At 73.7% G+C, this 13,071-nt stretch carries 10 protein-coding genes; 4 read left to right on the forward strand and 6 right to left on the reverse strand.

Features of this window, described 5'->3' with window-relative positions:
- Positions 1-302: 302 nt before the first annotated feature.
- Positions 303-1,997, reverse strand: coding sequence for an ROK family transcriptional regulator (locus IF655_RS31380; protein WP_242489001.1), 1,695 nt, complete (start codon positions 1,995-1,997; stop codon positions 303-305).
- 119 nt (positions 1,998-2,116) lie between these two features.
- On the opposite strand from IF655_RS31380, the gene IF655_RS30085 reads away from it, so the two are divergent.
- The 4 genes from IF655_RS30085 (at position 2,117) to IF655_RS30100 (ending at position 6,709) form a co-directional block, all read left to right on the forward strand.
- Positions 2,117-3,334 carry an MFS transporter gene (locus tag IF655_RS30085; RefSeq protein WP_199588327.1) on the forward strand — a complete coding sequence of 406 codons (1,218 nt, stop codon included), beginning with the start codon at positions 2,117-2,119 and terminating at the stop codon, positions 3,332-3,334.
- A 180-nt stretch (positions 3,335-3,514) separates the two neighbouring features.
- A complete protein-coding gene (locus IF655_RS30090; protein ID WP_199588328.1) occupies positions 3,515-4,909 on the forward strand; it encodes a uracil-xanthine permease family protein in 1,395 nt (464 codons plus the stop codon).
- A gap of 86 nt (positions 4,910-4,995) precedes the next feature.
- Positions 4,996-5,682 carry a DUF5995 family protein gene (locus tag IF655_RS30095; protein WP_199588329.1) on the forward strand — a complete coding sequence of 229 codons (687 nt, stop codon included), beginning with the start codon at positions 4,996-4,998 and terminating at the stop codon, positions 5,680-5,682.
- Positions 5,683-5,776: 94 nt separating this feature from the next.
- Complete coding sequence (locus IF655_RS30100) at positions 5,777-6,709, forward strand: TIGR03619 family F420-dependent LLM class oxidoreductase (protein WP_199588330.1); 933 nt, start codon at positions 5,777-5,779, stop codon at positions 6,707-6,709.
- Positions 6,710-6,733: 24 nt separating this feature from the next.
- On the opposite strand, the gene IF655_RS30105 is transcribed toward IF655_RS30100, so the two are convergent.
- The 5 genes from IF655_RS30105 to IF655_RS30125 all read right to left on the reverse strand — a co-directional run bounded on the left by IF655_RS30105 (position 6,734) and on the right by IF655_RS30125 (position 13,027).
- Positions 6,734-8,431 (reverse strand): NAD(P)/FAD-dependent oxidoreductase, encoded by a 1,698-nt coding sequence (locus IF655_RS30105; RefSeq protein WP_199588331.1) that lies wholly within the window; start codon positions 8,429-8,431, stop codon positions 6,734-6,736.
- A gap of 67 nt (positions 8,432-8,498) precedes the next feature.
- Positions 8,499-9,299, reverse strand: coding sequence for a carbon-nitrogen hydrolase family protein (locus tag IF655_RS30110; RefSeq protein ID WP_199588332.1), 801 nt, complete (start codon positions 9,297-9,299; stop codon positions 8,499-8,501).
- 165 nt (positions 9,300-9,464) lie between these two features.
- On the reverse strand, positions 9,465-10,043 hold the full coding sequence (locus IF655_RS31715; protein WP_307815105.1) for a DUF742 domain-containing protein: 579 nt from the start codon (positions 10,041-10,043) through the stop codon (positions 9,465-9,467).
- 7 nt (positions 10,044-10,050) lie between these two features.
- On the reverse strand, positions 10,051-10,488 hold the full coding sequence (locus tag IF655_RS30120) for a roadblock/LC7 domain-containing protein (protein WP_242489002.1): 438 nt from the start codon (positions 10,486-10,488) through the stop codon (positions 10,051-10,053).
- Positions 10,478-13,027 (reverse strand): ATP-binding protein, encoded by a 2,550-nt coding sequence (locus tag IF655_RS30125; protein ID WP_199588333.1) that lies wholly within the window; start codon positions 13,025-13,027, stop codon positions 10,478-10,480. The genes IF655_RS30120 and IF655_RS30125 overlap by 11 nt, the downstream gene beginning before the upstream one ends.
- Positions 13,028-13,071: the final 44 nt, after the last annotated feature.

The following is a 13,071-nucleotide window of genomic DNA, read 5'->3' on the forward strand; positions in this document are numbered from 1 at the left end:
CCCCCCCCCCCCCCCCCCCCCCCCCCCCCCCCCCCCCCCCCCCCGCCCCCCCCCCCCCCCCCCCCCCCCCCCCCCCCGCCCCCCCCCCCCCCCCCCCCCCCCCCCCGCCCCCCCCCCCCCCGGCCGGCCGCGGCGGCGGGGGCGAATCGGCGGGGATATGAGCGGGAGCTGGGGCGGAGCGTTAGCGGCCGGGCATATGGCCGGGAGCCGGGGCAGGGCGGGTAACTGCCAGGGCGAGGGCCGAGGGACGGGCGGGAGCCGGTAGCTAGAGCGGAGGCGAGGAGCCGCCGGAGGTAAGGCCGCTAGGGCGTGTCCCGGTGACCCGGCGGGGTGAACAGCTCGTCCTGCGCGCGGTCGCGGGCGGTCAGCAGAGCCCCGCGCAGGACGGCACCCCCGCCGAGTTCGCTCGCCCGCACCTCGGTGACCAGCGGAGACATCCTCCGCAGCCGCTCCGCCACCCGCCCGGCCAGCTCCGCTCCCCCCGCCTGCCCGACCTCACCCCCGAGCACGACACACCCGGGGTCGAGCAGCGCGGCCACGGAGGCGGCGCCTATGGCGACACGGTCGGCGAGAGCGTCCAGGAAGCGGGCGGCGTTTCCGGGGTCGACGGCGGGGGCGCGGGAGCCGCCTGCGGGGGCGCGGGAACCGTCAGCGGCGATGCGGGAACCGTCAGCGGCGATGCGCGAACCCGCTGCGGGAACGCGGGAGTCGTCTACGGCACCCCCGTTGACCTCGGCAGGCGCGTCCGGGGAACTCCCCGTACCCCCGGTGTCCGCAGACGCGCCCCGCCCCGCCCCCGCGCCCGGTTCCGCCAGCGCCGCCACCGCCTCCGCCACCACCCGAGCCGCTCCCGGTCCGTCCATGACCCCCGGCACGGGCAGCCCCGACCGTGCCGCCAGGGCGCCGATCGCCGCCGCGCCCACCAGGGCGTGGAAGCCGCCCTCGCAGTCCGTGGCGGAGGGCAGTCCGCCCGTCCCCGGCACCGGCAGGAAGCCGATCTCGCCCGTGCCGCCCGAGGCGCCCCGGCGCAGGGTGCCGTCCAGGACGACGGCGGCGCCGACTCCGTGCCCGAGCCAGAGCAGGACGAAGGTGTCCCGGTCGCGGGCGGCGCCTTCGCGCTGCTCGGCCACGGCGGCCAGGTTGGTCTCGTTCTCGACGGTCACCCGCGCCCCGGGCAACCGCTCCTGGAGCGCGGCGACCAGACTCCGGTGCCACGCGGGCAGCCCGCTGGAGTCGCGCAGCTCGCCGGTGGCGGGGTCCACGAGCCCCGGCGCCCCGATCCCGACGGTGTGCAACCGCCCCCAGGCAGGACCGCCTCGACTCCTCGACGCCCCGCCGGAGAAGTCCCGGTCCCCCTCCCTCGACGACACCGAGCCGGTGAGATCCGGACCCCCCTCGCCCGCTGCCGCGCCCTCAGCGGCACCTCGCTCCGCCTCCCCCGAATCGCCGGAGAGAGCCCGGGCGCCTTCGCCGCCCAGCGCCTCGCCGAAGGAGCTCCGGCCGCGCTCGTTCCCCGCCGTGCCGCCGGATGAACCCCGGTCGTCCTCCCGCACCCCGCCAGAAGCACCCCGCCCCTCCCCCGAACCACCGGAGGCAAGCCGTGCCGCCCGCTCCACCGCCCCCACCGCACGCTCCACGGCCGCCCCCGTCCCCGCCTCGCCGTCGATCGGCACGGAGACCTCCGCCAGCACCCGCCCGACCAGGTCGGAGACCAGCACGAGGACACCGCCCGTGCGCACGTCCAGCGCGGCGAGATGCGCGCGGTCGGCGACGATGCCGTAGAGACGGGCGTTGGGGCCGCGGCGCTGGGCGCCCGACTCGCCGACGACCGTGATGAGACCGGAGACGGCGAGGCGTTCGAGCAGGTCGGCGACCGTCGGGCGGGAGAGACCGGTCAGTTGCTTGAGACGGCCCGCCGTAAGAGGACCCTCCTGCTGGAGGAGGCGGAGGGCGAGCCGGTCGTTGATGAGCCGGGCGGTGCTCGGTGATGCGGGCATGACCGGAATCCTCCCAGAGGGGTGCGTCGGCGCCTGGCCGTTCTCCCACTATCTATCAGGCAGGCTCCCTGATAGTTTTCGCGGCGTATCACCGGCGACTCCTGGGGAGGGGACCTGACATGGGCGACGAGAAGGAGTTCCCGGCCGCGACGCTGAGGCGCGCCCGCTACGCCGTCGCGGCGGTGTTCGCCGTGCACGGCGCGGTGACCGGCTCGTTCGCCACCCGGGTGCCCTGGATCCAGGACCACGCGGACCTGAGCGCGGGACAGCTCGGCTTCTCCCTCGCCTTCACCGCGCTCGGCGCCTCGTGCGCGATGCCGCTGGCGGGCCGGATCGCGCACCGCTACGGCACCCGCACGGCACTGCGCGGACTGCTCGCCCTGTGGACGCTCTCCCTGGTGCTGCCCTCGCTCGCCCCGAACCTGCTCACGCTGTGCCTGGCGATGTTCGCCTACGGCGCCGCCTCGGGCATGGCCGACGTGGTGATGAACACCCTCGGCGTGGAGGTGGAGCAGCGGCTCGGACGGTCGATCATGTCCGGTCTGCACGGCATGTGGAGCGCGGGCGCGCTGGTCGGCTCGGCGGCCGGCACCCTCGCGGCACACCTCGGCTCGGACGCCCGGCTGCATCACGCGCTGGCCTCCGCCGTACTGACCCTGCTCGGTCTGGTCGTCTGCGGCTGGGTGCTGGACCTGCGCCCCACGGAAGAGGAGGAGGCGCCGCCGAGGTTCGCGCTGCCGCCCCGCTCGGCGCTGCTGATCGGCGCGGTCGGCTTCTGCGCGGTGTTCGCGGAGGGGGCGAACCTGGACTGGTCGGCGGTGTTCCTGCGGGACCGGCTCGGCGGCTCCCCCGGGCTCGCGGCGGCCACGACGACCGGGTTCATGCTGACCATGGCGGTGGCCCGGATCGCCGGGGACGCGGTGGTCAACCGCTTCGGCCCGGTGCGCACCGTGCGGACGGGCGGTCTCCTCGCGGGGCTCGGCGGGCTGCTGGTCGTCGTCGCGGACCGGCCCGCGGTGGCCATGACCGGCTTCGCGCTGATGGGTCTCGGCATCGCCGTGGTCGTCCCGCTGTGCTTCGCGGCGGCCGGACACGCGGGCCCGAACCCGAGCCAGGCCATCGCGGGCGTCGCCACCATCACCTACACCTCGGGGCTTGTCGCGCCGAGCCTGATCGGCGGGGTGGCCCAGGCGACCAGCCTGACCGTGTCGTTCGCCCTGGTGACCGTGCTGGCCCTCGGACTCGCCCTGTTCGCGGGCGTGTTGCGCACCGCCGGGCGCGGCGGCACGACCGAGTCGGCCCGACAGGCCGCGGCGGTTCCGGGACCGCCGGCCTGACGTACCGATCTCCGCGACCGACCGCTCCGGGGGAAACCCCCCTGGTCGGAAGGGTCGGGCACCACCTCCCCCGCGAGCGCCGCGTCCGGGCCGCGCGGGGGACCTGAGGGCCGGGGCACCGCCTCTGACCCCCGACAATGGTGCAGACCCACATCGGTACAGAGAAAGCGAAACCCCACCATGGACCTCGGCGTGCGCTGGAAACTGCACGGGGATGGGAAATCACCCGTACCCGGAGCGGTGGTACGCCCCGACGAACGGCTCACCTGGCCCCGCACGGTGGGCCTCGGCGCCCAGCACGTCGTGGCGATGTTCGGCGCCTCCTTCGTCGCCCCCGTACTCATGGGCCTGGACCCCAACCTGGCGATCATGATGTCGGGTGTGGCGACGGTGATCTTCCTGCTCGCCACGCGCGGACGGGTGCCGAGCTATCTGGGCTGCTCCCTGTCGTTCGTGGGCGTCGCCGCCGTGATCCGGGCGGACGGCGGCACCAGCGCGACCGTGACCGGCGCGATCCTGGTCGTCGGCGTGGTGCTGTTCCTGGTGGGACTCGCGGTGCAGCGCTTCGGCGCGCGGATCATCCACGCCGCGATGCCGCCGATCGTCACCGGTGCCGTGGTCATGCTGATCGGCTTCAACCTCGCCCCGGTCACCGCGACCACCTACTGGCCGCAGGACCAGTGGACGGCGCTGCTGGTCATGCTGTTCACCGGTCTGGCGGTCGTCTGTCTGCGCGGTTTCTGGTCGCGTATCGCGATCTTCCTCGGGCTGGTCTTCGGCTATCTCATCTCCTGGGTCTTCGACCTGGTCTTCGGCAAGATCCACTCGGCGGACGCGAGCGGCAAGATCACCGACCACTGGCGCCTGGACCTCTCCGGTGTCGCCAAGGCGGACTGGATCGGGCTGCCCCACTTCCACGGCCCGAGCTTCCACTGGTCCGCGATCCTGGTCGCGCTGCCCGTCGTCATCGCCCTGGTCGCCGAGAACGCCGGTCACGTCAAGGCGGTCGGCGAGATGACCGGCGACTCCCTGGACGACAAGCTGGGCACCGCGATCTCGGCGGACGGCATCGCCTCCGTGCTCTCCACCGCCGTGGGCGGACCGCCGAACACCACCTACTCCGAGAACATCGGCGTCATGGCGGCGACCCGCGTCTACTCCACCGCCGCCTACTGGGCCGCCGCCTGCTTCGCCCTGCTCTTCGGCGTGTGCCCGAAGTTCGGCGCGATCGTCGCCGCGATCCCGGGCGGTGTCCTCGGCGGCATCACCGTCATCCTGTACGGCATGATCGGCCTGCTCGGCGCGCAGATCTGGCTGCACGGCAAGGTGGACCTGCGCAACCCGCTGAACCTGGTCCCGGCCGCCGCGGGCATCATCATCGGCGTCGGCAACGTCACCATGAAGTTCTCCGACACCTTCTCGCTGAGCGGCATCGCGCTGGGCACCCTGGTGGTCATCACCGGCTACCACGCGCTGCGCGCCTTCGCCCCGGCGCACCTCAAGGTGCAGGAGCCGCTCCTTGACGAGGGCACCTCGTCGTACGACGACGAGACGCCGGAGCCCGGCAAGTCCTGACGCTGCGGCGCGCGCCGTTCGCCCGTTCCGGCGAAGCACCGGTCCGTACGGCACCCCGCCCGGGCCGGTGCTGCCACCCTTCCCCCATGGCGCAGCCGCGATACCCCGTCTCCACCGTCGACACCGTCCTGTCCCGGATGCGCGCCCTCGCGGCGGAGCTGCCCGCGCGGGACGGTGTCGCCGTCTTCAACCGGGTCTATCTCGCCGTCACCGAGGAGGTGGACCGGCGCCTGGGCTCCGGGGAGTTCCCGGACCGGCGGGCGGCGGCGACGCTGGACGTGCGGTTCGCGGAGCGGTACCTCTCGGCGGTGGACGCGGACGACACCGGCCGCAGACCCCCCGCCTGCTGGCGCCCGCTGTTCCAGCTCCGCCGCCATCCCGGCGTACGCCCGCTGCAGTTCGCGCTGGCGGGCATCAACGCCCACATCGGGCACGACCTGGCGCTCGCCGTGGTGGACGCCTGTCACGCGCTGGGCTGTGAACCGGCCGATCTGGAGGACGAGTTCGACCGGGTGGGCGAGCTGCTGACCGCGCTGGAGGAGCGCATCCGCGAGGATCTGATGCCGGGTCCCGACCTCCTCCAGATCGCGGACCCGCTCACGCATCTGCTGGGTTCCTGGAGCCTGGAGCGCGCCCGGGACGCCACCTGGTCGGCGGCGCGGATCCTGTGGGCGCTGCGCCGGTGCGGCGAGGTGGCCGAGGAGTTCACCGGGCGCCTGGACGCGGCGGTCGGCTTCGCGGGGCGGATGCTGCTGACCCCGCTCGGGGACTGAGCCCGGCCGGAACTCACCCCTTCGGGTGACTTACGGAACAGCCGGGCGAGGGCCGCGCGTTGAAGAGGCAGACCCGACGCGAAGGAGCACCGGTATGACGACCAGGCTCGGCCTCGCCCTTCCCCAGATGCGCCAGTACGACCTCGCCGAAGACGTGCCCCGGGTGGCCCGCGCCGCCGAGGAGACGGGCTACGACAGCCTGTGGGTCTTCGAGCGGGCCCTGGTCCCGGACCCCGCCACCCAGGGGCTGTACGGCATACCGGGTCTGCCCTGGCCGGAGGGGTACCGCGGCGTGGCGGACCCGCTGATCACCCTGACCCTGGCCGCGACCGCCACCACGCGCGCCGAGCTGGGCTCCAGTGTGCTGGTCGCCCCGCTGCACCTGCCGTTCCAGCTCGCCAAGTCCCTGGCGACACTGGACGTGGTGAGCGGCGGCCGGGTCCTCGCGGGCTTCGGCACGGGCTGGTCGCTGGACGAGTACGCGGCTTCCGGTGTGCGCCCCTTCGAGGAGCGCGGCGCCGCGCTGGACGAGGTGATCGCGGTGTGCCGGGCGGTGTGGGGTCCCGATCCGGTCGTCCACCACGGGAAGAGCGCCGACATCGCCTCCGCGATCGTCGGACCCAAGCCGGTGCGCCCGGTCCCGGTCCTGCTGGCGGCGAGCAACCGGCGGGCGATGCGGCGACTGGTGGAGCGGGCCGACGGCTGGCTGCCGGGCGCCTACGGTCCGGAGCAGCTCGCCGCCCAGTGGCGCGACCTGCGCGAGCTGGCCGAGGAGCGCGGCCGCACGGAGCCGATCCGCACGGTCGTCAGGGTGAACGCGCGGGTGGCCGACAAGCCGCACCCCGGCCCGGACCGCCCGCCGTTCGAGGGGGACGCCGACCAGATCGTGACCGATGTCGCCGCCCACGTCGGCATCGTCCCGGACGCCGAGTTCCTGCTCGACCTCCAGAGCAATGCCCGGGACGCGGCGGAGCTGACGGACCTGGCGGTCCAGTTGTACGAGAAGGTCCGGGCCGCCGGGATATGAACCCCGCCCGCCCGGGCCGCCCGCTCAGTCCTCGGGCAGCTCGACGGGCGCGATCTCGTCGTAGAGGTCGCCCGGACCCGGGTTGGTCCGGTCGGTCTCGCCGCCGAAGTGGTGCATGACGCCCCAGACCGCGTTCAGCGCGGTCTGGACGGCGCCCTCGGCCCACCCGGCGGTCCAGGAGATGTCGTCACCGGCGAGGAAGATGCCGCGCTTGTCCTCGGGCAGCCGGTCCTGCATGAAGTGGGTGAACAGGCGGCGCTGGTAGCGGTAGTGCCCGGGCAGGTTGGCCTTGAACGCGCCCATGAAGTAGGGCTCGTTCTCCCAGGAGACGGTCACCGGGTTGCCGATGATGTGCTTCCTGATGTCGACCTTCGGGTAGATCTCGCCGAGCGACTTCAGCATGACCTCCATCCGCTCGCTCGCGGACAGCGGCAGCCACTTCAGGCTGTCGTCGCACCAGGTGTACGACAGACAGATGACGGCGGGCTTGTCCGGTCCTTCGTCCAGCAGATAGGTGCCGCGCGTCATGCGGTCGGTGAGCGTCATCGACATGACGTCCCGGCCGGTCTCCTCGTCCTTGTCCAGCCAGAACGGCCGGTCCACGGGCACGAAGAGCTTGGAGGACTCCATGTAGTGGGTGCGCTCGATCGCGGTCCAGTGGTCGATCGGGAAGAGCGAGTCGTCGCAGGAGATCTTGGACAGCAGCATCCAGGACTGGGCGGTGAAGATCGCCGCCGGGTAGGTGCGGATGTCGCCGTTCGCGTCGGTGACGGTGATCCGGTTGCCCGAGGTGCGGTGCAGCCGGGTCACGGCCGGGCGGGGCTCGCCGCCGACGTGCAGGGACGCCAGCGAGGTGCCGTACGGCCAGTGGACGATCTTCTCCGGCTCGCGCTCCCACAGACGCAGCGGCAACTGCTGGGAGCCGCCGACGATGCCCCGGTGGTGGTCGTCCGCCTCGGTGTAGACGACGCGCAGGATCTCCAGGATGGAGTTGGGGAAGTCGGTGTCCCAGCCGCCGGTGCCGAAGCCGACCTGGCCGAAGATCTCGCGGTGCCGGAAGGACTTGAACGCCTCGGACTCGCAGAGGAAGCCGTAGAAGGTCTGGTTGTCGAGCTTCTCGACCAGGCGGGACCAGATCTCGCGGATGCGCGGCACGTCCCGCTCGCGCAGGGCGCGGTTCATGTCGGAGAAGTCGGCGCCCTCTTCGAGGCACTTGTTCCACGCCTCGGCGACGTCGCGGTAGACCTGGGGCAGGTCGGCGGCGGTCTCGGCGTAGTGCGACTCGCCCTTGAGGTCGACGACGGTCGAAGGCGTCGCCTCGGCGAGCGGGTTGGGGAAGGGCCTGGTCTCCAGACCGACCAGGTCGATGTAGTGCTGGAGGGCGGTGGAGGAGGGCGGGAAGCGCATCGCGCCCATCTCGGCGGTCAGCGACGCGTCGCAGCCCTCGAAGCCCACCGTGCGCAGCCGGCCGCCGAGCTGGTCGGCTTCGTAGACGACGGGCTTGAGACCCATCTTCATCAGCTCGTACGCGGCGATGATCCCGGAAAGGCCGCCGCCGATGACGGCTACCTCGGTGCCGTGCTCGGTGGCCGGTATCTGGCCGAGTCCCGCCGGGTGGGCGAGGAAGTCGTCGTAGGCGTAGGGGAAGTCCGGGCCGAACATGGTGATCGGCGGCTGCTGCTCACCGGCGTGTTCGACGGCGTTGGGCACCGTGGACGTCATGGGGTACGGACTCCTTGCACGGAAGAACTGGTGACGCGGAAGAACTGGGGGGAGGGCCGGGACCGGTTCAGGACGGGCGGACCAGCGGCTCGTACAGACCGGGGCGGCGGTCCTTCAGGTACGGGTTCGCCTCGCGGGAGGCGGCCAGGAAGGCGGGGTCGGCGTCGGCGAACACCAACTGGTCGGCGCCGCGTCCGGCACGCGCCCGGGCGACACCATCGGGTCCGGCCAGCGTGGAGAGCCCGACGAACTCGAACTCCCCTTCCCGGCCGACCCGGTTGACGTACGCCACGTACATCTGGCTCTCGAAGGCGCGCACCGGGATCATCGACTCGGGCACGAACTGGTACGGGTGCATCTGCGCGGTCGGCACCACGAGGAGGTCGGTCCCGGCGAGGGCGTGGGCGCGGGTGTTCTCCGGGAACTCCACGTCGTAGCAGATCATCAGCCCGACGGTGAGACCGTTCAGCTCGGCCTGGACGACCGCCTGCTCGCCCGGGGTGAAGTGGTCGCGCTCGAAGCAGCCGAAGAGGTGGGTCTTGCGGTAGTTGGCCAGCGAGCGGCCGTCGGCGGAGACGAGCCGGGCGGAGTTGTAGACCGCCTCGCCGTCCCGCTCGGGGTAGCCGTAGGCGACGGCGACGCCGTGGTGGGCGGCGATCTCCGCGACCGCCCGCGCCGAGGCGCCGTCGGCGGGCTCCGCGAGGCGGGCGATGTCGTCCCCGATCGCGTACCCGGTGAGGAACATCTCCGGCGCGGCCAGCAGCCCGGCCCCCGCCGCCGCGGCACGGCCCGCCGCCTCGTCGAGGACCTTGAGGTTCTCGGCGACGGAGCCGGGGCGGCCGGAGCTCTGGAGCAGGGCGGTGCGCATGGGTGGTCCTCACCTGACGTGAAAAAAAGGGGGGTGGGAAGTCAGATAGACGGTACGGTCGGCGCGCTCGGCCTCACAAGAAGCAGCCGTTGCGCGCCCGTGCGCGGTTCGTTGCGTGCGCGGCGGACGATACGGCGATTCGTTGCGCGCCCCGGCGCCGTGGCCTCAGATCCGCCGCAGCCGGTGCACGATCTCCCGCAGCAGCTCGGGGTCGGCGGCGGGTCCGGTGACCGGCAGGCGGCGGGGCGCGTCGATGCGGATCAGCCCCGCCTCGGCGAGGTCGCCGAGCAGCACGCGGACGACGGTCAGGGGCAGGTCGGCGTCGACGGCCAGCTCGACCAGCGGACGCGGCCCGCGCCGGATCAGATCGAGCAGGGCCGCCCCCGCGTGCTCGACGCCGGGCAGCGGCGCCGCCTCCGGGGCCAGCGCGGTGACCCGGGACATCAGGTCGACGGCCTGCCGCCCCGAGGGGCGGGTGCGGCCCCGGGTCACGGTGTACGGGCGCACCATCGCGCCGGTCTCGTCCTCGTACCAGCGCGCGTCGGGACCGTCCTCGCCGGGCCCGCTTCCGTCGGGTCCCTTCTCGTCGAGCCCGTTCTCGTCGGGCTCGTGATCCGCGTGCGCCTGCTCTTCGTACGCCTCCTGCCCCAGATGCGCGTGTCTCTCGTACCCGTATCCCACGTACGGGTCGTGGTCGTACGGGTCGTGCGGGTGCCCCTCTCCGCGCAGGTGACCGTCGTTCACCGCAGGGTCAGGAGGCCGAGCGGGTCGCGGCGTCCAGGTGGCGGCCGAGTCTGCGCACCAGCAGGGCCATCTCGTGGCCGAGCTGTCCGACGTCGCTGCGCGCCTCGCTGAGGACGGCGAGGCGGCTGCCGTGTCCCGCGGGGGTGATGAAGAGGTAGGCGTCCTCCAGCATGACCATGGTCTGCCGTATCCGCCCGGTGCCGAACCGCTCCCCCGCCGAGCGGGCCAGCCCGTGCAATCCGGAGCAGACGGCGGCGAGGTGCTCGATGTCGCGCCGCCGCATGCCCTCCGAGCAGCTCAGCGCGAGTCCGTCGGCGGTGAGCAGTACGGCCTGCCGCACATGGTCGGTGCGCGCCACGAGGTCGTCGAGCAGCCAGCCGAGGTCCGTGCCGGGCACTCCCTCGGGCACCACGGGGCTCTGGGCGTTGCGGTCGTCACCGTACATCGTCGGTGTCCATCCCTTCGTCGACGTGGGTGCTCGGGTGGTCACGGGGTGCGGGGCGGGGTGCCGGTGCCGGGGCGCCGGGCTCCGTGGGTGTCTCGGAGTCCTGGCGACCCAGGTCCCGGCCGCGCTGGAAGGCGCCGAAGATCGCGCGCATCTCCTCGGGGTCGGCGGCGGTGTCCGGCGTCTCCGGCGGCGGCTCCTCGCGCAGCTCGCGGGCGAGCGACGCCTGGCGGACGCGGGTGGGGAGCGCGGGGGCGCCGGGGCGGCCCGGCACGGCGGGCGGCGTCCGGGGCGCGGCGCAGGTCCGCGGGGGCGAGTCCCGGGGTCCGGTCGGCCGCGGCGGGGCTCCGCCCGCGGCACCGGTCCCGCTCAGGTCACCGTCGGCCACTGTGTCCATGTCACCACTTCCCGCTCGGCCCACGTCTCCACTGCCCGCGCCTCCATCGCCCGCGCCGACGTTCGCCCAGCCCGCGCCCACGCGACCGCTGTCCGCGCCCGCCCAGCCTCCACCGGAGCCGCGTCCGCCCGAGCCACCGCTGCCCGCGCTTCCCCGGCTTCCGCCCCCGTCACCACCTCCCCCACCGTCGTCCCGTGTTCCCCGTGTTCCCGCCACACCCGCCTTACCCACCAGCTCCCCCTCCGCCAGCACCGCCGGAGGCAGCCGCACCGACGCCGTCGTCCCTCCGTACGGGGAGTCCCGGAGGCTCACCTCGATGCCGTGGCGGGCGGCGAGGCGGCCGACGACGTAGAGACCGAGGCGGTCGTGGCGGGTGGGGTCGAAGGCGTCGGGGGCGGTGAGGGTGCGGTGCGCCTCCTCGCGGTGGACGGCGTCGAGACCGAGTCCCCGGTCGTCGATCTCCAGGGCGAAGCCGTCGCCCACGCGTGCGGTGCGGAGGGTGACTTCGGTGTGCGGGGGCGAGAACGCGGTGGCGTTCTCCAGGAGTTCGGCGACGAGGTGGACCACGTCGGCCACGGAGTCCGCCGCGATGCCGAGGTCCGGCAGGGGCGGCACCACCACCCGCTCGTACGCCTCGATCTCGCTCACCGCCGAGGCGACGACGTCCGCGAGCGGCACCGGACCGCGCCAACGGCGGCCCGGCGTCGCGCCGGAGAGGATGATCAGGCTCTCCGCGTGCCGCCGCATCCGGGTGGTGAGGTGGTCGATGAGGAAGAGACGGCGCAGCAGTTCGGGGTCCTCGGTGCTGCGCTCCAGGGTGTCGACGAGCTTCAACTGCCGGTGCACGAGCGCCTGGTTGCGGCGGGCGATGTTGAGCAGCACCGCGAACAGCCCGCGGCGCAGGGTGGCTTGGGTGACGGCGGCTTCCACGGCGGCGAGCCGGGCGGCGTTGAAGGACCGGCCGACCTGGCCGATCTCGTCGTCACGTATGTCGTCGGCGGCGAGCGGGGGTGCCTCGGCGGCGGCGTCGACCTGTTCCCCGGCGCTCAGGCGCCGCATGACGTCCGGGAGTTGACGGGTGCTGAGCAGGTCGGCGGCGTCCCGCAGCCGCTCCAGGCGGCGGGAGACGCGCCGGGCGCCGCGCACGGCCAGCCACAGCGACAGCGCGACGGCGGCCAGTCCGGCCACGCCCACGACGGACGCCTTGGTCAGCTCGGCGTAGGCGAAGGTCCGGCCGCGCGCGGCGGAGTCCTTGGCGGCGGCGACGCACAGCTCGCGGTAGCGGATCACGGCCCGGTCAGTGACCGACCGCCAGGTGTCGGCCGCGACGGCGGCACCGGAACCCGCCGCCCCGGCGCGCAGCAGCGCGTCCTCGCCGCTCACCAGCGAGCGGTGCAGGTCCCCCTGCTGGAACCGCCGGAACCGGTCCCGCGCCGGGGCGGGCAGGTCGGGCACATAGGTCCGCTCGAAGACGCGCCGGTCCTCGATGGTCGCGGTGAGGGTGTCGTACTGCCGCTCGGTCAGCCCGCCCTCCGCGCGCGCCCCGGCGACGAGGGCGTCCTCGCGGGAGACGAACTCCCGTACCCGGACGAGTTCGATGACCGTCTGGGACTCGCGCGCGAGCTGTCCCGCCTGGAGGGCGGTGAGCGCGGACTCGACGGCGAAGCCGGGTTCGACGAGCGCGCTGTACGCGGTGACGGCGCGGTCCCAGGTGAGGCGGCGCTGAAGGACCTGGCGGCGCAGTCCGTCCAGTTCGCCGGTGGCGGCGGTCATGGTGTCGAGGGTCCTGCGCTGGCGGGCGGTGAGCCGGTCGAGGTCGCCGCTCGCGAGGGCGTGGCGCATGTGGGCGACGGCGCGGTCGGTGCGGCGCTGCTGGGCGAGCAGGTCGCCGGGGTCGGCGCGCTCGCGCGGGGTGCCGAGGTAGGCGGCGGACACGCGGCGCTCGATCTGGATCTGCCCGATGGCGGTGTCCACGGGGCTGCCGTAGTCCACGTAGACGCCCTGGAGGCGGATCAGGGCGCGTAACTCGCCGGTGACGGACACCATGGCGAAGCCCCACAGCGCCATCAGCGCGACGGCCGGGGCCAGGGCGAGCGCCACGATCCGCGCGCGGACGGTGGTGGGACGGCGTAACCGGCGCATGCGTCACCTGCTTGGTCACCTATGGGGTTACCACTCGGTACAAA

The organism is Streptomyces sp. DSM 110735 (assembly GCF_016482685.1).
Lineage (GTDB): Bacteria > Actinomycetota > Actinomycetes > Streptomycetales > Streptomycetaceae > Streptomyces.

What these genes read in the sequence shown, in the direction of transcription:
- IF655_RS31380 (WP_242489001.1), bottom strand. Translation starts at nt 1,997, where the DNA reads ATGCCCGCATCACCGAGCACCGCCCGGCTCATCAACGACCGGCTCGCC.
- IF655_RS30085 (WP_199588327.1), top strand. Translation starts at nt 2,117, where the DNA reads ATGGGCGACGAGAAGGAGTTCCCGGCCGCGACGCTGAGGCGCGCCCGC.
- IF655_RS30090 (WP_199588328.1), top strand. Translation starts at nt 3,515, where the DNA reads ATGGACCTCGGCGTGCGCTGGAAACTGCACGGGGATGGGAAATCACCC.
- IF655_RS30095 (WP_199588329.1), top strand. Translation starts at nt 4,996, where the DNA reads ATGGCGCAGCCGCGATACCCCGTCTCCACCGTCGACACCGTCCTGTCC.
- IF655_RS30100 (WP_199588330.1), top strand. Translation starts at nt 5,777, where the DNA reads ATGACGACCAGGCTCGGCCTCGCCCTTCCCCAGATGCGCCAGTACGAC.
- IF655_RS30105 (WP_199588331.1), bottom strand. Translation starts at nt 8,431, where the DNA reads ATGACGTCCACGGTGCCCAACGCCGTCGAACACGCCGGTGAGCAGCAG.
- IF655_RS30110 (WP_199588332.1), bottom strand. Translation starts at nt 9,299, where the DNA reads ATGCGCACCGCCCTGCTCCAGAGCTCCGGCCGCCCCGGCTCCGTCGCC.
- IF655_RS30120 (WP_242489002.1), bottom strand. Translation starts at nt 10,488, where the DNA reads ATGTACGGTGACGACCGCAACGCCCAGAGCCCCGTGGTGCCCGAGGGA.
- IF655_RS30125 (WP_199588333.1), bottom strand. Translation starts at nt 13,027, where the DNA reads ATGCGCCGGTTACGCCGTCCCACCACCGTCCGCGCGCGGATCGTGGCG.